Raw genomic sequence first — 19,050 nt, forward strand, 5'->3', positions numbered from 1 at the left:
GGCGGACAGGAGGCGGAGGGAGTCGGCGCTCGTCGTGCCGGGGGCGGCGGTGTAGACGACGAGGGTGAGGCCCGGGTCGGAGGTCAGGGCCACGGCTTCGAAGTTCACCTCGAGATCGCCGACCTCGGGGTGATGGAGTCGTTTGGCGCCGGCGCGGTGGAAAAGGATTCTGTGAGCGGCCCACCGCCGGGGCGGTCCGCGTGCCCCTGGCCGACGGGACGCTCGTCAAGGCGCCCGTGGCCGAGGACTCCGCGCTGCTGCCGGGCCTGCTGACCCTGTCGGACGTGTACGGGACGGGGCACCACGCGGCCACCCGCGCCCAGGTGGGCCCGGGCGACACCGTCGTGGTGATCGGCGACGGCGCGGTGGGCCTGCTGGCCGTGCTGTCGGCCAAGCGGCTCGGCGCCGAGCAGATCGTCCCGATGGGCCGCCACAAGGCCCGCACCGACGTGGGGCGGGAGTTCGGCGCCACGGATGTGGTCGCCGAACGCGGCCAGGGGGCGGAACATCACCCTGACCGGCGGCCCCGCCCCCGTGCGGGCCCACATCGAGGAACTGCTGCCGGGCGTGCTGGACGGGAGCGTGCTGGACGGGAGCGTGCAGCCGGGCAAGGTCTTCGACGCCACCGTAGATCTCGGCGAGATTCCCGGTGCCTATCGCGCCATGGACCGGCGCGACGCGCTCAAGGTCCTCCTCATGCCCTGACCAGCGCCATCCCGCTGTCACGTCGGCGATCACGGCTGGGTGAGCCCTGCCCTGCGGGCCGCCGCCGCTGAGCACGGGAACGGGTCAGGAACGCATGCCCGCGCCGTCGAGCAGGGCGGCGGCCGTCACGACGGCGAGTCCGTCGAGCGGCTGCGCCTGCACGACGGCGCGCGCGCCGCAACCGTCGAACACCACGGTCAGCTGGCGGGCCAGCAGGGCGGCGTCCCTGGCCCCGCCGCGTTCGGCCTCCCCCTGGAAGAACGCGGTCAGCGCGTTCTTGGCCCGGCGGGCGACCAGGCTCGCCGGGTGCTCGGGCGACTTGACCTCCACGGCCGCCGCCACGAAGGGGCACCCCCGGAAGTCCGCTTCCGCCGTCATCACCTCCAGGCGTTCGAACACGTGCAGGATCCGCGCCCGCGGCGGGCGGTCGTCGTCGGCGGGCGGCAGCAGGAACGCCTCCGAGGCGGGCAGCCTGCGCTCCAGGCTCGCCGCGACCACCTCGTCCTTGCTGCCGAACAGCTGGTACATCGAGCGTTTGGACACCCCTGCCGCGCGGCACAGCACCTCGACGCCCACGCCTATGCCGTCTCGGTAGAAGAGCTCTGCCGCGGTGTCGAGCAGGCGATCACGGGTCGAGGCTGGAGCCGCCTGCGTCGTATCCGTCATGTGCCAAGGCTAACCGCTCCGCTTGCCATCTGGAAACCGATCGGTTTACAGTGAGCTGGAAACCGATCGGTTTCCGGAGTGGGAAGGTGTCTCATGACCAGCATCAAAGGCTCGGTGGCGTTCGTCAGCGGCGGCAGCCGCGGCATCGGGAAAGCCCTGGTGGAGCAGCTCTACGAGCGCGGCGCCGCGAAGGTCTACGCGACCGCCCGCGACCCGCGCGCGGTGACGCACCCCGACGCCGTCCCCGTGGCGTTGGAGGCCACCGACGCCGCCTCCGTGGCCGCGGCGGCCGCCCAGGCGCAGGACGTGACCATCCTGATCAACAACGCGGGCGCGGCGATCCGCGGCGAGTACCTCGGCCCCTCGCTCGACGACGTGCGCCAGGAGTTCGAGATCAACTTTTACGGGCCCCTGCTCGCCACGCGCGCCTTCGTGCCGATCATCGAGCGCAACGGCGGCGGCCACATCCTCACCATGCATTCCGCCCTCTCCTGGTTCACCGACGGCACCTCCTACAGCGCCTCCAAGGCCGCCCTGTGGTCGCAGACCAACGCACTGCGCCTGCAGCTGCGCCCGCGCGGCATCGCCGTCACCGGGCTGCACGTCGGCTACGTCGACACGGACATGGCCGTGGGCGTCGACGCGCCCAAGGCGGACGCCCGCGAGGTCGCCGCGCTCGCGCTCGACGGCATCGAGCAGGGAGCCCATGAGGTGCTGGCCGACGACGTCTCACGGCACGTGAAGGCCGCGTTGTCCGCGGATCTGGAGGCCCTGTACCCGCGACTGGCAGAGTAGGGCCGAGGACGCAGGGCGGGGGAACGCTCAACCGGCGCCGGCCCGTGCGAGACTGACCTCAGGCATGTGACGTAGGCACGAAGGGGTTCGATCATCAGCAGCGATTCCTTCCCGCCCGATTCGCCACGACCGCCGCGCCGCCGCGTCGTCGAGTCCGCGATGTTGAACGCCCGCGACCACCGGCAGGCCGACGTCGCCCAGTGGACGTGCCCGCACGGTGAGCACGCCGGTGACGGCTGCGTCAGCTGCTACCACGCCTCCGCCGAGCCCGATCTGTCCCTGCCGCTGTGGGACGTCGCGGCGTGGTTCACCACCGCGCGGCCGATCCCGATCAGGGCCCTGCAGGACATCCACCGCCATGACCGCAGCTTCGCCCTCACCCAGCCGTCGACGCCGCTCGTCTACCTCCTGAGCGGCCAGGTGCGAGCGGCGGTGGCCGCGGAGGCGGTGGCGGGCGTCGTCGGGTTCCTGGTGCAGAACCGGCACGTCGTCGACGAGTTCACCGTCACGGAGATCCGCGCCGTACACCCGTGACCGGCTCCTGCGGGCAGGTCGGCCGATGGTCGTAGTGCGGGAAGCAGGCCTCCCACTCCTGGGGCGACAGCCCGCCGCCGGCGCGTTCGCAGACGCGGGCCGCCGCACTGTCCGGGCTGAGCTCGTACGTTCGCAACGGCACGCGTTGTCCCGAGGCGTACGAGGTGCGGCCATCGGGGCTGAAGGCCAGCGCGAGGATGTAGTCGCCGGCACCGTCGGCAGGCTCGATCCGATCGGCCGGCGGGCGACGGTATCCCAGAGCTGCACCGACCCCCTGCCTCTGGCGACGGCGAGCACGCGGCCATCGGGCGGGAACGCCAGCGCGGTGACTCCCGCTCCGGGCGAGGCGGCCGCGTCCAGTGGGGTCAGTATGCCGAGCCGCCTCAGATACGCATGCTCGGGCCCTCGATGCCCGGATAGTGCTTTAGCGAATGGGAAGGAACCGTTCGTGTATTCCCCCGTCCGCGCCGGTGTAGGCAACGTGTTGGACGTTCTCCGGGGTGGTGTACCAGCTCGTCGGGCTTGTGCCCGGGGCCACCAGGCTCCACAATCTAATTTGATGGAAGCTGCGGCGCCGTGTTCGGCATCGCGCCGCAGCGCATTAGGCGACGTTCCGCTCGGATGGGCCGAAGGGCATATCTGCTTGGGGCAGGTTGGCCGAATATGCCCGGGAGTCGACTTTTCGCAGGAAAGACTTGGGGGCGACTGGGGGTCAGGAGCACCTGTCGCACCCGCGTCCGGCTCGACACCTACGCCGGACTCGACCTGCACCAACTGCACCACAGCGCCGCCACCCACCTTGGCCCCACTCCAGCTCATCATGGGCAAGACCAGCACAAGAACCTTCCATGGCCATGCGCTACGTCAAACCCGGCACCGAAGCCATCACGCCGTCACCGAGCACCTCGCCCCGGCACTGATGGAGTGGCGGCTCGCCGCGGCTATGGGAGTTCCAGGCCAACACACATGAGCAAGCAAGCACACGCCGATGGATAAGGAAGCCGCCGCCCGCATTCAATCGGCGGCCGCCAGGAATCCGGACAGCGACGAGTTCGCGATAGTTGGCGGAGCCGACGCCAGGCAGCTCGCAACCTGAGCCCACCGGCGCAGCCTGACAGAATCGTGACCCATGATCGACGATTTCGCGAAAGACAACCTGCACGAGAGACTGCGGCGGGACCGCAAGGCGCTGCTCTGGAAACTCGACGGCTTGTCCGAATACGACGCCCGCCGACCTTTGACAGCGACCGGGACCAACCTCCTCGGCCTGGTCAAACACGTGGCCACCGTCGAGGCCAGGTACTTCGGCGAGGTCTTCGACCGCCCTTCCCCGGAACCGCTGCCCCGGTGGCAGGACTCCGACGGCAGCGATCTGTGGGCGACCGAGGACGAGACCCGCGATCAGATCATCGGGTTCTACCGGCGCACGTGGGAACACTCGGACGCGACGATCAACGAGCTTCCCCTCGACGCCCCCGGCCACGTGCCGTGGTGGCCGGAGTCAACGCCGGCCTGGCACACGAACCTGTTCGCCATCATGGTCCATGTCCTCGGCGAGTCCACCCGGCATGCCGGGCACGCCGATATCCTGCGCGAGGGCCTCGACGGCCGGACCGGGTTGCGCGCCGAATACGAGAAGCAGATCGACGAGGAAGCCCGTGCAGCCTACTGCGCGAAGATCGAGCAGGCCGCCAGGGCGGCCCGCACCAATTAAGGCTTAACCACAATCGCGCCACCGTGGCCCCCCACCAGCAAGATCACTTAAACGCCAAAGGTCGGAGTGCTGCGACGCGCCCTAAACGACCTCGAGGCGCTCTCCGCACGCTCGGTTCTTCTTGGCCTGTCGTCAAGGAAGCTGTCACCAGGTACACCCGAGTGGAGTTAGCCCAGGTAGACAGGCCTTGAGGGGGTGCAGCCAAGGTACGGCGGAAACCGGCAACAGGCTGAGCGGCCCTCGGGTTTGCGCTGGTGAGGGCGGGGGTTCCCGGATGTGATCGATCTCAGCCCTCGGCGTAGTTGATCTTTGGTACGTTCCTCGATCCGTATGGGTTGATATTTACGGGTCTGGGGTTGTGGCGTGACGTCGATCGAGCGGACCGCGTATCCACGGTTCAAGCGGTTCCTGTCGGCCCGGGAGTTGCACGTGTTCTACACGCCGCAGACGGAGGAGATCGCGTGGGCGAGTGGGCAGGTGCGGTCGGACAACCACCTGCTGGCACTGATGGTGCAGCTGAAGCGCTTCAACCGGATGGGCTATTTCCCCCGGCTGGATGACGTCCCGGAGGCAGTGGTGGCCCACATCCGCCGAGATCTCGGGCTGGGCGAGGACGTCGCCGCGGTGTACGACTCGGACCGGACCCGGGGCCATCATCGGATGCTGATCCGCCGGCGTAGCGAGGTCGTGTCGGACACTCACCAAGACCGCCGTCGTCATCACCGCGAAGTCCGCCGGGCGCAAGGTCTTCGGCCTCGCCACCGCAGGCGTCCGTCTCGCTTGACCTCTTGCGCGTCAGTCCGACAGCCAGTGCAGCTCGTGCGCCAGGGTTTTGGCGACGGCACGGATGCGGCGGTGTAGTGGCCACTGCTCGCGTGGGAGGACCAGGTGGATCGTCAGGCTGGGCGCGCCCCGCAGTGGTCGCCAGGTGAGACCGGCCGGTTGTGCCGTGACCGCGGCTTCTCCGGCCGGGGCGAGGGTGACCCCGTCGCGCAGGTCGCGCTGAGACATGTCGAAAGAGACTGCGGGCGTGTGGAATCGAGGGTGTGGTCGGGTGTCTCGGAACAGTGCGGACAGCTGATCGTGGATCACGGGGTTGGCCGCACGGTCCGGGAGTCGCAGCGGATACGCGGCCACGTCGGCGATCTCGATCTCCGGGTGTTCGGCCAGCGGATGATGCTGCGCCAGCTGGACCCCGACGCGCATACGCCGCAGCAGGAACCGGCGCACGCCACGGCCCGGCTGTTCACCGCGGGTGATCCCGGCATCGATGCGGCCGTCGGCGACCGCGGGGGAGATCTCCGGTGTCGCCATCGGGACCGCGCCGACCTCGAGTCCGCTGTTGCCGCGAATCAGCCTGTCCACCAGGGCCGGTGCCGTCTCGGCCCCGGCGCTGAGGCTGTATCCGATGCGCAGCGTGCCCAGTTCACCGGCCGCCGCGCTCCGGGCGGTGTCCCATGCCCGGTCCAGCGCCGCCAGCGCGGGCGGCGCGGACTCCGCCAAAGCCGCACCGGCCGTGGTCAATACGACGCTACGCGTGTTGCGGACCAGCAGGGCCGTACCGAGTTCCGCCTCCAATCGGCGCATCCGGGCGCTGAGTGCGGGCTGTGCGATACCGATCCGTGCGGCCGCGCGGGTGAAGTTCAACTCCTGCGCCAGCACCAGGAAGTACCGCAGACTCACCGTATCCGGCGCCACGTGCCCTCCCTGCCGATTGATAACGATCCGTTCTGAGTCTATCCCGTACCGGTCTTTCCCTCGACCGCACATCAAGCCCTAACCTGCGCATATGACGATTCAACTGACCGCAGTACCCGTCGCCGGGATCGATCGATCTGAGTGTCAATTCGAAGTCGGACGTGTCCGGCCGAACACAGGAGGTTTCCATGGCTAAGGGCTACTGGGTCAGTGTCTACCCCGCCACTTCCGACCCTGAGAGGCTGACTGCCTACGACAAGCTGGCCGGTCCGGCTGTCCAGGCTGGGGGCGGGCGCGTCCTGTCCCGGATCCCGTCCCGTGGCGGTCGAGTCGTCGCCCACGAGGCCGGAATCACGCAACGCGTCGTTCTGATCGAGTTCGACAGCTTTGAACAGGCCGTCGCGGCATACGAGAGCGAGGCATACCAGAAGGCGCTGGTGGCCCTGCCCGACGGCTTCGAGCGCGACTTCCGCATCATCGAAGGCATCGACTGACCGGCGGGCCCAGCCATCGCTGAGCATCCGTCACCTGATACGCACGCCACCGGCGGTGCGGTCATCATCCACTATCCGGTGCAGGACGGCACCGGCTGAGGCAGGACGGTACGCTCCGGGACGCGTTCGGTCGGCCGTTGCGGCCAGGTCCGGCTATCGGCGGACGCCGTTCGCGGTTGCCGGTTCGTTGAGCGTCCAAGGTGGGCCGATGTCCTGGCCGGATGTCACGGTAGTTGATGCGTGCGTGCGGCGCGACGGCCGGGGCGGCAGCCCCACGGCCGTCACCGACGACGACCCCGCGGCGACGGACGCGGACCGGCGTGCGGTCGCTGCTGCGGCCGGCACCTCGCACGCGGCGTTCCTCGGCCCGGGGCGGACGCCGGACGGTGGCTGGCCGGTCCGGTTCTTCACCGCCACCGCCGAACTGTCGGGCTGTGGCCACGGCACCGTTGCCGCGCAGGCCGTCCGGCTGACCCGCACCGCGCTGGGCGAGCTGAACGACCGCCAACACACCGGCGGGCGCACGTTCGACACCGTCGCGATCCGCCGCCCCGCCGGCATCGAGGTGTGGTTCGACCAGGGCCTCGTCGCGCTGCGTCACCCGGCGCCGGACGAGCGCGCCGCGATCGTCGCCGCGCTCGGGCTCACCGCGGACGATCCGCATCCGACCGACGCGCCACGGATCGCCGCGCCCGGCGCACCACGCATGCTGGTACCGGTCCACGACCGGTCGGCGCTGCTCCGAGTCCACCCACACCTCGGCAGGCTGACAGCGGCGTGCCAGCGGTACGGGCTCCTCGGCTGTTTCGTGTACGTACCGCCGGTGGGCGACCGTCCGGGTGCGGCGCGGATGTTCGCGCCGGCGATCGGCGTCGACGAGGACGTCGCCAACGCCAACAGCACCGGCTGCCTGGCCGCCCACCTGCTCGACACGACAGGGGCACAGACGGTCGCGATCGAGGTGGAGCAGGGTGACACCCTCGGTCGACCGGCCAGCGTGCTCGCTTCGGCCCGACGCGGGCCGGCGGGCATCACGACCCGGATCGGCGGGTTAGCGGTGGTCCGCGACGGACACCGAGGCGACAACTAGACCGTCCTCTTCTGCGATCCGCGCATGGGGCTGGGGCTGTCCGCTGCGGTCAAGCGTGGGCACCCGGTGGCGGCCGTCAGCGGGACGCGGTGTCGAGGGCGCGGCTGAGGGTCCATCGGGAGACGCGCAGCTTGGCGGCGACGGCGGTTCCGGTTTGTCCGGCGCCGAGCAGGATGCGGGCGTCGGCGATCTGCTCGGAGGTCAGGGCGCGCGGACGGCCGCCGACGCGGCCTCGGGCGCGGGCGGCGTCGAGGCCTTCGCGGGTGCCTTTGACGATCTGCTGACGTTGGAACTTGGCGATGGCGGCGAACACGGTGAAGATCAGTTCGCCGCACATGTCGTCGCTGGTGTCGAGCACGATGCCGTCGAGGGTAGGGCAAGCCGCCGTCCGTCGCCTCGCTCTACCGGGCATTTGCCGAAGCCGAGGCGGCAGCCGAACAGGCCGCCGCGAACGACCGCGTGACGCTGCGACCCAAGCCCGCCCCGATCCGGCAGCGCAGCGAGCCGGAAACACCCGAGGAAGCCGAGCTCCACGACCGCCTCCAGGCTCAGGTACTCCAACGCCGCGCGGGCCAGTATCGCGCGCGCAGGTGCTGAGGCGCGCTGGTACGGCGAGCCGCAGTCTCAGATCACCAAGGCTCAGGCCGAAGCGATCGCGGCCATCCTGCAGTCGCTGGAGAACAACGACAACGCTCTGCTCCACTTCAGCAACGTGCTCATCTTGAAGGTCGATGGTGTTCCCCTAGCTAGTGCGGGAGCTGACTCCGGAGCAGGTCGATCGCATGATGAAGAATCCGCGCTTGTTCACTGATCCACGCATGGCGCTACAGATGCTTGACGACAGCGAGGGAAACGCTCACAAGGCTGGCGGCGAGCCCGGTCAGCAGGCCATCACGTCCTAAGGACCCAGCGGGCCGGGCGCTGCCGGACGCGCTCTAAAGACCGCCAGTTCGCGCTCGGCCACGCGGACCCGCGCACCACCCAGGACTACGACAGGGCTCGCCCCCGGATGCCGACCCGTCCTACCTGGTGGCCGCCGCTATCGCGAGTCGCTCCAGCCATAACCACCGCCGGGTACGACCGCCGCGGCGAGCGCGCCAAGCGCCGCATGGCCAGTTTGCTCCATGTCCCCTTCAGCCACGTACCGAGAAGGGGTCCCGTTGACCGGTCCCTTTACGGGCTCACTGCGGCTTTTGCGCCCTTTAGGCCAGACGTAACGTCCAGGTTTTCGACGGCCACCCAGACTGAAGAGGAGGGCCCGTGGCGCCCCGCCCCGGGGCCGATTCGCTGTAGTGGGTTCGCCCGCCACAGCTCACCGAAATCGGGGGATCACAGTGAAACGAGTGCTTCTCGCGGCGGCGCTGGCGCTGACTGCCAGCACCGCCGGAACCGCCGAGGCATCCATCCTTACACTGCCGGCGGCCTCGCCCTCGCCAGAGGACACCTCCACGCCGGAGTCACCGACCACAACGGCGAGCCCGATCGGGCCCGGCTGCGCCTCCATTGAGGACAGCCTGTCCAATATCGCGGACCAGCCGGTCGGCACCGCCCTCTCGCAGGTACCCGAACTCTCCATGCTGTCGCAGGCGGTGAAGAAGGCCGGGCTGGAGAACAAGCTGAACTCCGCTCAGGACATCACGGTCTTCGCGCCCAGCAACGAAGCGTTCGAGGCGATCCCGCCGGACGCCAGGGACAAGGTCATGGCCGACAAGCAAGCACTGACCAAGGTCCTCTCTTACCACGTGGTGGAGGGCAAGAAAGCGCCGGCCGACCTGGAAGGCGCCACGCTCAAGAATATGCTGGGCGGCGAGCTGACCGTGAAGGGCTCCGGTGAAGACCTCACCATCAACAACGCCAAAATGGTCTGTGGCGACGTGCCCACGAGCAACGCCACCGTCTACATCGTCGACAAGGTCCTGATGCCCCAGTGACGGGTCTGGACCCGGCCTAGACGAAGAGCACGATCGGTCAGGCAAGTACGCGAACGTTACTTGCCTGACCTAACTAACTACTTAAAGTAATCAATGATAATTGCACCTATTGGGGGACGTACGCGGGTAGTGTCTGCTCGGCGGCCGCCGCCATCATGGCGACCTCCTCAGCGGCGTACTTGCGCGGATGGCGAGCAATCCAGCCGTGAACGCGCGAAACTCGAAGGATCGTCGTCCCCCCAGCGTTGATCGCTCCCCAGCGGGGCAGCCGGCCACCGTGTACGGCGACGACCGTGACGACGTCGACCGGGCGACCGGTCGCCCGGCGCAATGCCTCGGCGACAGCTCGGGCCTCGAACACCACCGGCCCTACAACCTTGGCGATCGGCGTGCGACCGACCCAGAGCGTGCCACTGCCCGGCTTGATCGTGGTCCGTCTATGCCACTTCTTCGAGTCCACCACGTACACACCGGTCGGGCCGATCACAACGTGGTCGACGTTGGCGCGACTTCGCGGGACTGCACGGTCGTGCAGCACGGTGCAACCGGCCATTATGTGGAATCTGTTGTGTCAAGCCGTGTCGATCGGTCGCGGTCAGTTGGGCGCCGGATCTCCGAGCAGGATGACCTTGCCGACAACGGGATCGAAGCCGAGAACCGGGTGTTCTTGGCTTCCGCCTTCCGCGGTCGTCAGCACCGGCTTGCCAAGTTCGCTCCCGATCGCCCGGAGGAAGACGCAGAGTGTGTCGACCCCCTCTTGACCTTGCAGTTCACGAAGGTCGACGTCGAAGTCGATCTCCGACTCCGATATGAGCCGAAAGATCGCGAGCACGCCCGGAGCAGGCCAGACTCGCAGCGACACCGTCTCAGCCTCGGGTGGACGCGCGAGCACTTCGGCGGCGGTAGGCAGCGGCAGCACCGTGTCGCCTTGCGAATACTGCCACTGCCATCCACGCGCTCTGATCAAGTCCAGGACGGCCTGCCAGTCCTCGACGGTGGCGTCCGGGACAAAGAGGTCCGGCAATGCGCCCATCAAGTCGGGATCGAAGAATTCCCTGACCTCGTCCCATCGGAGATCCGTCATGCCGTCATGCTGCCTGGTCGCGGGGCCTGCCGCAGCTTGATTACGTCGACTTCTGATTGACAGCGATGACCGGAAGCAGCGTCGCCTGGGCCGGAATACCGATCTGCCGCGGGGTCGCGCCGGACGGCGTGGGGACGTCGGCGAGACGTTCCAAAAGCTGGTCTAGGGCGGCCTGGCCGTCGTCGACCGCGGCTCGCTCGTCGTCGGTGAGCGGGACGGCGGCGAGCATGCGCTGCAGGCTGTCTTTGGCCTCCAGCAGCAGCGCAACGGTCCACGGGGTCGCGAACTCGTCGTGGTCGGCGTCGGCCCGCAGGATCCTCTCGTGGATCGCCCGCAGCTTCGGCCCGGGGCCGACGCCCAGCTCCTTGTCCAGCAGGTCGCAGACCATCCGGTAGACCTCCAGCGCCTCCGCCCGCCTGCCGCCGCGGTACAGGGCGAGCAGGTAGATCTCGTAGAGCGGCTCCTCCAGACGGTTCAGCTCGATGAGCGGCGGGACCTCGGCCGCCACCTCGGCGTGCTCCCCCATGTCCAGCTGGAGCCGCAGCAGCTCCTGCGTGGCGGTCAGCTTCAGCCGCTCCAGCCGGTACCGCTCGCGTTCGGCGGCCTCGCCGGGCACGCCGGCCAGCGCGGTGCCCGTCCACAGGCAGAGCGCCTGCTCCAGGCGTTTCGCCGCCACCATGAGGCGGCCGTCCGCGCGTTCCCGCCGGGCGGTCTCCACCAGCTCGTCGAACTCGCGCGCGTCCAGCGCGAACGACGACGGGTCGAGCATGTAGCCGCCGGACCGCGAGGAGATCGCCGAGGCCAGGCCGTGCTCCGCCAACAGCCGCCGGATGCGGGAGACGTACGTGCGGATCACCGGTTCGCAGCTGACCGGCGCGCGCTCGCCCCACACACCGTCGATCAGCTCACCGATCCCCACGAAGCCGCCGCCGCGGGCCAGCAGCAGCATCAGGACGGCCTGCTGTTGCGGCGATCCGAGATCCAGCCGCGTGTCCCCGCAATGAAGACCGGGCGGCCCGAGGATGGTGAACCGGGCCGAGACGTCGGCCGGTTGTCCGATCACGATCGGGATGCGTCCCTTCAGGAGAGGTGGACCCGACGCGTGGGTCCGCTACATCCGGAAACGCTAGGCTCGCGCGGCCGGCCGCCGCGACCGTCACGTGACGCTGTCCGTGTACGTCACTCGCCCCCATGACGTACGCCCGCGACGTCATCCGACCGCCGCCGGAGCAGTCATTCCCCCAGCGTCCGCAACATGCGGGCGAGATCGGCCCGGGAGCTCACCCCGAGTTTGGGGAAGATCCGGTGCAGGTGGGTGCCGACGGTCCGGTGCGACAGGTAGAGCCGCTGGCCGATCTCCCGGTTCGTCAGCCCCTCGGCGGCCAGTTGCGCGATGCCCAGCTCGTGCGGGGTGAGCTTCTCCCGCGCGTCGGGGCCCCGGTTCGGGCTCGACTCTCCCGCGCCGCGCAGCTCGCGGCGGGCGCGCTCGCTCCACGCGGCCAGGCCGAGCGCGTCGAAAATCTCCCTGGCCGTACGCAGGTGCGCCCGCGACTCCACCACCCGGCGCCGGCGCCGCAACCACTCGCCGAACGCCAGGTGCAGCCGCCCGCGCTCGGCGGGCCACCCGGTCAGGTCGGCCCGCAGCGCGGCCGTGAACAGCGTCTCGGCCTTCTCGTTCGGGGCGAGCACGGCGCGCGCGTAGCGCAGCCCGATGTGCAACGCCAGCGACGGCGTCGACGCGGCCAGCGGCTCCAGCTCGCGCAGGATGCGGCGCATGGCGTCGGTCCGCCCGGCGCGTACGGCGGCCTCGGTGAGCTCCGCGACGCAGTAGGCACGCAGGGCCAGCTGGTAGGCCGGGTCGGCGGGATCGAGCAGCCGGCTCAGCCCGGCGAACGCGTCGTCGAAGCGTCCTTCGCTCAGGGCCGCCAGGCCGCGCGCGAGCTGGACGGTGGCCAGGACCGGCCGGGCGCACGACGCGAGCGCGACGCGTTCTGCCTCGTCGGCGAGCCTCTGCGCCTCCTCGTGATCGCCCCGCAACGCGGCGATCTCCGCCTGGACGGCCCTGGCCAGCCCGTACATGAACGGCTGGCCGGTCTCCTGGGCGAGCCTGGCGGCCTCCGCCGCGGCGGGCACGGCCGTGGCCAGGTCGCCGAGCCTGGCGCCGCTGCACGCCTGGACGGCCAGCGCCCGGGGCAGGAGCCCGAGCCGGCCCTGGGCGCGCAGGCCGGGCGCGGCCGCCGCGGAGAAGCGGACGGCCAGGTCGAACGCCCCCACCTGCAGGGCCGCGCTGCCCAGGTAACGATCGACCTCGGGGTCCGCTCCGGCGGCCCCGGCCAGCGTACGGAGCCCGTCGAGCACGGCGGCGCCCCGCTCGAACGGCGCGACGTACGCGCTGATCGCGACCATGCGCGGATCGCCGCCGGGCAGGGGCAGCCGGTCTGCCACGCCCAGCAGCGCCCGGCGGGTGGCGGGGCCGGGTTCGGACCAGAAGCAGCGCATGGCGGCGCCCCACAGGATCCGCGTGGCCGGCTCGGCGTGTCCTTCCGCGGCGACCGAGGCGGCCAGCTCGGCGAGTTGCGGCACGCGGGAGACGTCCTCGCGCACGCCGTCCTCGAAGCCGCTGAGCAGCCAGGCCGCGGTGGCGCGCCGGCGCGGGGTGAGGTCGAGGGCCCGGGCTTCGCGCACCAGGCGTTCGGCTGTGTCGCGGCGGCCGGACTCGACCGCGAGCTCGGCCGCTCGCAGCAGCCTGCCCGCCCGCGGGCCCTGGCCTTCGCTCAGCCGGGCCGCCTGCTCCAGCGCCGCGACCGCTGCGGCGACCCCGCCTCTGCGCAGGGCGCGGTCGGCGGCGCACTCCAGCTCGGCCGCCACGCTCTCGTCGGCGCCGCCGGTCGCGGCGGCCCGGTGCCAGGCCCGCCGGTCCGGCTGTTCGCGCAGCGTGCCGGCGAGGGCGAGGTGGGCCTGCCGCCGCTCGGCGAGCGTCGCAGCGGCCGGGACGGCCGCGCGGATCAGGGGGTGGCGGAACGTCACCGTGCCGGCGCCCAGCTCGACCAGCCGTGCCTCGACGGCCGGTGCGAGGATCTCCGGCTCGGCGGCCTGGCCCAGGAGCAGGCCGGTGGCTGCGAGCGTCTCGGCCACCGAGTCGCTCTGGTTCAGCGCCGCGACCAGCAGCGCCGTACGGGCCGGCGCCGGCAGCGCGGAGACACGGGAGGTGAACGTGCGCTCCAGCCGATCGCTCAGCGGCAGCACCGGGCCGGGCCCGGCGCGGTCCCCCACGGCGGCGGGGAGTTCGGTCAGCGCCAGCGGGTTCCCCGCCGCCTCCTCCAGCAGCCGCGCCTGCGCCTCTGGGGCGAGGCCGGGGGCGACCGAGCCGAGGACCTCGGCCGCGACCTCGTCGGAGAGCCGCCCGACGTGCATCGGTGTCAGCCCCGCGTCCCGCAGGGGTGAGCGCTCGTCCTCCCGGAGGGTGGCGATCAGTACGACAGGCTCGGACTCGATACGGCGCGCCACGAAGGCGAGGACGTCCACGCCGGCGCGATCAAGCCACTGCGCGTCTTCGGCGACGACCAGCAGCGGCCGGTCAGCGGCCATGTCGGCCAGCAGGCTCAGCGTGGCCAGCCCGACGAGGTAGGCGCTCGGCTCGCCCGGATCGGCGAGGTCGGCGCTCGGCCTCGCCGGGTCGGGGAGGCCCAGGGCGGTGTGCAGGGCGGTGCGCTGTGCGGCGGGGAGCGCGGCCGCGGTCGCCCGGATCGGGTACAGCAGCTGGTGCAGGCCGGCGTAGGCGAGGTTCTGCTCGGCTTCCACACCGGTCGTCGTCAGCACGCGGAAGCCGGCGGCCGTCGCCGCCGATACGGCGGTCTCGGCCAGCGCGGTCTTGCCGATGCCGGGCTCCCCGTGGATGAGGACGCCGCTGCGTTCTCCCGGCCGGTCGATGAGCTCGGCCAGGGCTTGCAGCTCGGTTTCCCGTCCGAAAAGCGACATGGTGCGGAAACCCCCGTTGTGTCCGCGTCAGTCCCCCGAGCGCGACACTACCGAAGTGTCCGGGGTACGCCGCGTCCCGGGGCCGAGCGGGGACGTATACGTTCCGCAGAGGCGAGCCGGTACGGACGTCGATCATTCGTCAACGTCCTGCTCCTACGCTCCCCACCATGCCGAACCACACCGACACCTGCGATTTCCACCGGCGCGCCACGACGTGGCCGGCCGGGGCCGCCATCGTTGTCCGGTCCGGCGTCACGGCAGGTGAGCGGCCGTGACGCTCGGACTCGCGGTGCCAGCGCGACGCTCGACGTGTTGTCCGGTGGCCGGTTCACCCTCGGACTGGGGGTCGGCGCGCGGGAGGACGACTTCCGCGCGGTGGGCGCCGACCATGCCACCCGCGGGCGGCGGATGGACGAGCAGCTGGCGACCATGTGCCGGGTGTGGGCCGGCGAACCGGTGGCCCAGGGGACCGCGCCGATCGGTCCGGCGCCGGTGAGCGAGGGCGGCCCCGAGCTGCTGTTCGGCGGGTTCGTGCCGCGGGCTCTGGCGCGGGTCGCCCATCGGGGCGCCGGTTACGCGTGCCCGGCTCCGCCGCGATACGCGGCGACATCGAGCAGGTCGACCGGCTCGCCGACCTGCTGGCGTGACCGCTCAGCCGCCAGCGGCGAGCGGGTGACCTCGACTGGCCGGGACAGGCACGGCGAATGGCCGCCGGGCAGGTGCCTGACCAGCCGGGCCCGGCTGCCTCCTGTCGCCGTCGCACACGATCAGCGCCGAGGGGAGCCGCGGCCCTCCGGCTCGGGTTCCAGCCGGTCCCAGCACCAGCGCATCCGTCCGCGCAGGAGGCCATAGACTGGACTATAACGTCCAATTCGGAGGGTTGTCATGCGTCCGCTGACGCGCAAGGGTGCCGCGACGCGGCAACGCATCCTCGAAGGCGCGGCCACGCACATCCGCGAGCACGGTGTGGCCGACACGACGCTCGACGACATCCTGGCCAGGACGTCGACGAGCAAGAGCCAGCTCTTCCACTACTTCCCCGGCGGCCGGGAGGAGCTGCTGCTGGCCGTGGCCCGCGTCGAGGCCGACCGTGTGCTGGAGGACCAGCAACCCCAGCTCGGCGACCTCACGTCCTGGGACGCCTGGGAGCAGTGGCGCGACCGGGTCGTCGAGCGCTACCGCAGCCAGGGCGGCCAGTGCCCGCTCAACTCCGTCATGTCGCAGCTGCGCGGCAACACGCCCGGCGCCCAGGCCGTGGTCACCGAGCTGATGAACCGCTGGCAGGCCGAGATCGCCGCCGGCGTACGGCACATGCAGGCCGCGGGCCAGATCGACCCGGGCCTCGACCCCGACCAGGCGGCGGCCGCGCTGCTCGCGTGCATCCAGGGGGGTGTGCTGATCCAGCTGTCCACCGGCCGCACCACACACCTGGAGGCCGCCCTCGACATGGGCCTCGCGCACCTTCGAGCCGGCCGTCCACCGTCGTTCTGACGTCCTGACGTCCTGACGTCCCAAAAATGGACTTGACAGTACATTTTCGCCGCGCAAGCTGTGGTCCGCACGGTACGGCACGCCTTCGAACGGAGTAACACCCTCATGCCCGTGGACCACTACTACCTGCTCGGACGTTCGGGGCTGCGCGTCAGCCGGCTCGCGCTCGGCACGATGAACTTCGGCACCGGCGGCTTCCACGCCGCGTACGGCAGGACCGAGCAGGAGGCCTGCCCCATCTTCCGCCGCTACCTCGAAGCGGGCGGGAACCTCGTCGACACCGCCGACTTCTACACCGCCGGAGAGAGCGAGACCATCCTCGGCAACCTCATCGCGGAGGCCGGGGTGCGCGACCGGGTGGTGCTCACCACCAAGTTCGCCAACAGCGTCGACCCCGCGGACCCGAACGCGGGAGGCAACGGCCGCAAGCACATGATCCGGGCGGTGGAGGCGTCACTGCGCCGCCTGCGTACCGACTACATCGATCTGTACCTGCTGCACACCTGGGACCGGATCACGCCCGTCGAGGAGGTCATGCGGACCCGGGAAGATCCGCTACGCGGGCCTGTCGGACGTGCCGGCCTGGTACGTGGCCCGCGCCCAGACCTTCGCCGAGGCCAACGCGCTCGTCCCGGTGGTCAGCCTGCAACTGCCCTACTCCCTCGTCAACCGGGCGATCGAGCTCGAACACGTCGACATGGGGCGCAGTCTGGGGCTCGGCATCACCGCGTGGAGCCCGCTCGCCGGCGGCTTCCTGACCGGCAAGTACCGGGCCTCCGACCAGGGCCTGGCCGGGGAGGGCCGGCTCGCCGGCGACGACCCGTCGGGTGGCTCCTGGGCGGACCGGGACTGGCGGCTGCTGGCGGCGCTGGAAAGCGTCGCCGGCGAACTCGGCGTGAGCATGGCGCAGGTAGCGGTCAACTGGGTCGCCACCCAGCCCGGCGTCGCCTCGGCGATCGTCGGGGCGAGCGGCGCGGAGCAGCTCGACGCGAACATGGCGGCACTCGGCTTCGAGCTGCCGGCCGGCCTGCGCGCCAAGCTCGACGAGGCGAGCGCGGTACCGCCTCCGTCGGTCTACCGCATGTTCACGCCCGCCTACCAGAGCTGGTTGATCAACCCCGGCCTGAAGGTCGCCGACAAGCCCGCCGGCTACGCCCCCGCCGTACGGAACTGGGTGCCGGGCAGCGCCGCCTGACGCCGCACGCCTGCACACACGGGCACACCTCATAATGGGGAACCTTGGCGTGGAGGGGGAGGTCGGGTTGGTTCGTCCCACATCGGACGGCGGGACGGCCCGCCCTGCCGAACCGGTCGCCGGCCGCCGCGAGCGCAAGAAGCAGGCCACCCGGGCCGCGCTCCGGGAGGCCGCCCTGCGCCTGTCCCTGCGCCACGGCGTGGAGAACGTCACCGTCGAGCAGATCGCCGAAGAGGCCGACATCGCGCTGCGCACTTTCTTCAACTACTTCTCCAGCAAGGAAGAAGCGGTCGTGGCGTCCGTGTCGTCGGCCGCGCAGGAGCTCATCACCCAGTTCAGGGCCAGGCCGCGGACGGAGACGGTGCTGCGGGCGTTCCGCGAGGCGGTGATGGCCGTCATGAACGAGAGCGACACGGCCAGCCGCGACCACATCCGGGCGCTGCGGCTGATCCGCTCCACGCCCACGCTGGTGCCCCAGCAGCTGGCCGTGCTCGCCGCCCAGGAGAGGGCTCTGGCCGAGGCGATCGCCGAACGCGTCGGCCTGCCCGTCGCATCGCCCCGCGACTCGATCTATCCGGTCGTATGCGCGGCCGCCGTCCTGACCTCGCTCCGCGTGGTCCTCGACCGATGGCTCCAGCAGTCGGCCGACCCGGACCAGCCGCCGGACATGACGGCGCTGAGCCGCCAGTTCGACGCGGCGATCGGCGAACTCGCCGCGGGCCTGGACCACCCGGGCCGCGTGAGCGGCTAGCCGCTCGTGGTGACCGGCGGGCCGGCGACCACGGCGAGCCGCAGCTTGGTCTCGTCCTCGCTCCCGGGCTCCGGAGTCATGATCACGATCTTGAACTCGGAGTCGCCGTCCGTCAGCACGTCGCAGTCCACCATGACCGGCCCGACCGAGGGGTGCTCGATCGTCTTGTGGTCCTCACGATGAGCGGCCACCGTGCCCATCGCCCACAGCTCGGCGAACCGTTCGTTGCCGGTGTTCAGTTCGTGGATCAGCGCCGCCAGGCGCGCGTCCTGAGGGAAGCGGCCGGTGGCGCGGCGCAGGTCGGACACGACGGCGACGTCGGCGACGTCCCCGTCCCGTTCGATCACCGGCCATTGCGCCAGGCGAGGGTCTGCGCCCACCGGGAACCTCTCACGGGCGAAATTCCGCAGTCGCGGCGGCGCCGACGACGGATCGCCCAGCAGGGCGGCCCAGCTGCGGTTCCACCAGATCAGCTGCCAGTCCGCCGCGAACACGGCGACCGCGACGTCGCCGAGCCGGGACAGCACGCGGTGAACGCCCGGGGGGATGTGGTCGGAGATCGCGCCGTCCGCCGGCGGGATGAGGTTGGCCAGCCGGTACAGGTGGTCCCGTTCGGCGACGGTCAGCTGCAGGGCACGCGCGAGGGACGCGACCACCTGCGCCGAGGGCGTCGTGGCGCGTCCCTGCTCCAGGCGCACGATGTAGTCGACCGACACGCCGGCGAGTTCGGCGAGCTCCTCGCGGCGCAGCCCGGTCGCGCGGCGTGACCGGCCCACCGGCAGCGCCGCCGCCGACGGGGGCAGCCGATCCCGCCACGTACGGATCATCGCGCCAAGCCCGGCCACAGGTTTCGTCGTCATGGCATCCATCTTCCGTCAGAACGCGACGTCGATGGTGGTACTGCTGCTCCTACTGTCAAGGCGT

20 protein-coding genes and 2 pseudogenes are annotated in these 19,050 nt (G+C 70.8%); 13 read left to right on the plus strand and 9 right to left on the minus strand.

What is annotated here, in order from left to right; translation table 11 throughout:
* Nucleotides 1–66: 66 nt before the first annotated feature.
* Nucleotides 67–168: pseudogene (locus E1286_RS52070) on the minus strand (transcriptional regulator); the annotation flags it as partial.
* A 306-nt stretch (nucleotides 169–474) separates the two neighbouring features.
* Here E1286_RS52070 and E1286_RS51735 point away from each other — a divergent pair.
* Nucleotides 475–705 (plus strand): hypothetical protein, encoded by a 231-nt coding sequence (locus tag E1286_RS51735; protein ID WP_342776225.1) that lies wholly within the window; start codon nucleotides 475–477, stop codon nucleotides 703–705.
* Between the two features lie 84 nt (nucleotides 706–789).
* Here E1286_RS51735 and E1286_RS19125 read toward each other — a convergent pair whose 3' ends face one another.
* Nucleotides 790–1,371 carry a TetR/AcrR family transcriptional regulator gene (locus tag E1286_RS19125; RefSeq protein ID WP_132614361.1) on the minus strand — a complete coding sequence of 194 codons (582 nt, stop codon included), beginning with the start codon at nucleotides 1,369–1,371 and terminating at the stop codon, nucleotides 790–792.
* 93 nt (nucleotides 1,372–1,464) lie between these two features.
* On the opposite strand from E1286_RS19125, the gene E1286_RS19130 reads away from it, so the two are divergent.
* From E1286_RS19130 to E1286_RS19150, 4 genes are all read left to right on the plus strand, one after another.
* Nucleotides 1,465–2,166, plus strand: a complete 702-nt coding sequence (locus E1286_RS19130) for an SDR family oxidoreductase (RefSeq protein WP_132614363.1) — start codon at nucleotides 1,465–1,467, stop codon at nucleotides 2,164–2,166.
* 159 nt (nucleotides 2,167–2,325) lie between these two features.
* Nucleotides 2,326–2,700, plus strand: a complete 375-nt coding sequence (locus tag E1286_RS19135; protein WP_132614365.1) for a hypothetical protein — start codon at nucleotides 2,326–2,328, stop codon at nucleotides 2,698–2,700.
* Nucleotides 2,701–3,829: 1,129 nt separating this feature from the next.
* Nucleotides 3,830–4,414, plus strand: coding sequence for a DinB family protein (locus E1286_RS19145; RefSeq protein ID WP_132614367.1), 585 nt, complete (start codon nucleotides 3,830–3,832; stop codon nucleotides 4,412–4,414).
* A gap of 363 nt (nucleotides 4,415–4,777) precedes the next feature.
* On the plus strand, nucleotides 4,778–5,275 hold the full coding sequence (locus E1286_RS19150) for a DUF4158 domain-containing protein (protein WP_223190116.1): 498 nt from the start codon (nucleotides 4,778–4,780) through the stop codon (nucleotides 5,273–5,275).
* On the opposite strand, the gene E1286_RS19160 is transcribed toward E1286_RS19150, so the two are convergent.
* Nucleotides 5,210–6,112 carry a LysR family transcriptional regulator gene (locus E1286_RS19160; protein WP_132614369.1) on the minus strand — a complete coding sequence of 301 codons (903 nt, stop codon included), beginning with the start codon at nucleotides 6,110–6,112 and terminating at the stop codon, nucleotides 5,210–5,212. The two genes, E1286_RS19150 and E1286_RS19160, sit on opposite strands and share 66 nt — an antisense overlap.
* A gap of 188 nt (nucleotides 6,113–6,300) precedes the next feature.
* Here E1286_RS19160 and E1286_RS19165 point away from each other — a divergent pair, with 188 nt between their 5' ends.
* Both E1286_RS19165 and E1286_RS19170 read left to right on the plus strand, forming a co-directional pair.
* Nucleotides 6,301–6,606 (plus strand): DUF1330 domain-containing protein, encoded by a 306-nt coding sequence (locus E1286_RS19165; protein WP_132614371.1) that lies wholly within the window; start codon nucleotides 6,301–6,303, stop codon nucleotides 6,604–6,606.
* Between the two features lie 208 nt (nucleotides 6,607–6,814).
* Nucleotides 6,815–7,696, plus strand: a complete 882-nt coding sequence (locus E1286_RS19170; RefSeq protein WP_132614373.1) for a PhzF family phenazine biosynthesis protein — start codon at nucleotides 6,815–6,817, stop codon at nucleotides 7,694–7,696.
* 76 nt (nucleotides 7,697–7,772) lie between these two features.
* On the opposite strand, the gene E1286_RS19175 is transcribed toward E1286_RS19170, so the two are convergent.
* Entirely contained in the window at nucleotides 7,773–8,054 is a 282-nt protein-coding gene (locus tag E1286_RS19175; RefSeq protein WP_165969799.1) for a recombinase family protein, read from the minus strand.
* A gap of 985 nt (nucleotides 8,055–9,039) precedes the next feature.
* On the opposite strand from E1286_RS19175, the gene E1286_RS19185 reads away from it, so the two are divergent.
* Entirely contained in the window at nucleotides 9,040–9,627 is a 588-nt protein-coding gene (locus E1286_RS19185; RefSeq protein WP_246074981.1) for a fasciclin domain-containing protein, read from the plus strand.
* Between the two features lie 106 nt (nucleotides 9,628–9,733).
* Here E1286_RS19185 and E1286_RS19190 read toward each other — a convergent pair whose 3' ends face one another.
* The 4 genes from E1286_RS19190 to E1286_RS19205 all read right to left on the minus strand — a co-directional run bounded on the left by E1286_RS19190 (nucleotide 9,734) and on the right by E1286_RS19205 (nucleotide 14,689).
* Nucleotides 9,734–10,165, minus strand: a complete 432-nt coding sequence (locus E1286_RS19190; RefSeq protein WP_187368187.1) for a nuclease-related domain-containing protein — start codon at nucleotides 10,163–10,165, stop codon at nucleotides 9,734–9,736.
* A gap of 57 nt (nucleotides 10,166–10,222) precedes the next feature.
* The gene (locus E1286_RS19195; protein WP_132614379.1) at nucleotides 10,223–10,711 is read right to left on the minus strand and encodes a hypothetical protein; all 489 of its coding nucleotides are present in this window, start codon (nucleotides 10,709–10,711) and stop codon (nucleotides 10,223–10,225) included.
* A gap of 40 nt (nucleotides 10,712–10,751) precedes the next feature.
* Nucleotides 10,752–11,774, minus strand: coding sequence for an AfsR/SARP family transcriptional regulator (locus E1286_RS19200; protein WP_132614381.1), 1,023 nt, complete (start codon nucleotides 11,772–11,774; stop codon nucleotides 10,752–10,754).
* A gap of 170 nt (nucleotides 11,775–11,944) precedes the next feature.
* A complete protein-coding gene (locus tag E1286_RS19205) occupies nucleotides 11,945–14,689 on the minus strand; it encodes an ATP-binding protein (protein WP_132614383.1) in 2,745 nt (914 codons plus the stop codon).
* A gap of 261 nt (nucleotides 14,690–14,950) precedes the next feature.
* Here E1286_RS19205 and E1286_RS19210 point away from each other — a divergent pair, with 261 nt between their 5' ends.
* From E1286_RS19210 to E1286_RS19225, 5 genes and pseudogenes are all read left to right on the plus strand, one after another.
* On the plus strand, nucleotides 14,951–15,541 hold the full coding sequence (locus tag E1286_RS19210; protein WP_281282697.1) for an LLM class flavin-dependent oxidoreductase: 591 nt from the start codon (nucleotides 14,951–14,953) through the stop codon (nucleotides 15,539–15,541).
* A gap of 33 nt (nucleotides 15,542–15,574) precedes the next feature.
* Nucleotides 15,575–16,180, plus strand: coding sequence for a TetR/AcrR family transcriptional regulator (locus E1286_RS19215; protein ID WP_132614385.1), 606 nt, complete (start codon nucleotides 15,575–15,577; stop codon nucleotides 16,178–16,180).
* A 174-nt stretch (nucleotides 16,181–16,354) separates the two neighbouring features.
* Nucleotides 16,355–16,663 (plus strand): annotated as a pseudogene (locus E1286_RS52075) (aldo/keto reductase); the annotation flags it as partial.
* 67 nt (nucleotides 16,664–16,730) lie between these two features.
* On the plus strand, nucleotides 16,731–17,375 hold the full coding sequence (locus tag E1286_RS51740; RefSeq protein WP_342776227.1) for an aldo/keto reductase: 645 nt from the start codon (nucleotides 16,731–16,733) through the stop codon (nucleotides 17,373–17,375).
* A 67-nt stretch (nucleotides 17,376–17,442) separates the two neighbouring features.
* On the plus strand, nucleotides 17,443–18,126 hold the full coding sequence (locus E1286_RS19225; RefSeq protein WP_165969800.1) for a TetR/AcrR family transcriptional regulator: 684 nt from the start codon (nucleotides 17,443–17,445) through the stop codon (nucleotides 18,124–18,126).
* Here E1286_RS19225 and E1286_RS19230 read toward each other — a convergent pair.
* Nucleotides 18,123–18,986: a helix-turn-helix transcriptional regulator gene (locus tag E1286_RS19230; protein ID WP_223190120.1), complete on the minus strand. Its 864-nt coding sequence runs from the start codon at nucleotides 18,984–18,986 to the stop codon at nucleotides 18,123–18,125. The genes E1286_RS19225 and E1286_RS19230 overlap by 4 nt on opposite strands.
* Between the last annotated feature and the right edge of the window lie 64 nt (nucleotides 18,987–19,050).

This window comes from Nonomuraea terrae (genome assembly GCF_004348995.1).
Taxonomy (GTDB): domain Bacteria; phylum Actinomycetota; class Actinomycetes; order Streptosporangiales; family Streptosporangiaceae; genus Nonomuraea; species Nonomuraea terrae.

What these genes read in the sequence shown, in the direction of transcription:
- E1286_RS19125 (WP_132614361.1), bottom strand. Translation starts at nt 1,371, where the DNA reads ATGACGGATACGACGCAGGCGGCTCCAGCCTCGACCCGTGATCGCCTG.
- E1286_RS19205 (WP_132614383.1), bottom strand. Translation starts at nt 14,689, where the DNA reads ATGTCGCTTTTCGGACGGGAAACCGAGCTGCAAGCCCTGGCCGAGCTC.
- E1286_RS19170 (WP_132614373.1), top strand. Translation starts at nt 6,815, where the DNA reads ATGTCCTGGCCGGATGTCACGGTAGTTGATGCGTGCGTGCGGCGCGAC.
- E1286_RS19230 (WP_223190120.1), bottom strand. Translation starts at nt 18,986, where the DNA reads ATGACGACGAAACCTGTGGCCGGGCTTGGCGCGATGATCCGTACGTGG.
- E1286_RS19195 (WP_132614379.1), bottom strand. Translation starts at nt 10,711, where the DNA reads ATGACGGATCTCCGATGGGACGAGGTCAGGGAATTCTTCGATCCCGAC.
- E1286_RS19145 (WP_132614367.1), top strand. Translation starts at nt 3,830, where the DNA reads ATGATCGACGATTTCGCGAAAGACAACCTGCACGAGAGACTGCGGCGG.
- E1286_RS19130 (WP_132614363.1), top strand. Translation starts at nt 1,465, where the DNA reads ATGACCAGCATCAAAGGCTCGGTGGCGTTCGTCAGCGGCGGCAGCCGC.
- E1286_RS19215 (WP_132614385.1), top strand. Translation starts at nt 15,575, where the DNA reads ATGCGTCCGCTGACGCGCAAGGGTGCCGCGACGCGGCAACGCATCCTC.
- E1286_RS19135 (WP_132614365.1), top strand. Translation starts at nt 2,326, where the DNA reads ATGTTGAACGCCCGCGACCACCGGCAGGCCGACGTCGCCCAGTGGACG.
- E1286_RS19165 (WP_132614371.1), top strand. Translation starts at nt 6,301, where the DNA reads ATGGCTAAGGGCTACTGGGTCAGTGTCTACCCCGCCACTTCCGACCCT.
- E1286_RS51735 (WP_342776225.1), top strand. Translation starts at nt 475, where the DNA reads ATGTGGTCGCCGAACGCGGCCAGGGGGCGGAACATCACCCTGACCGGC.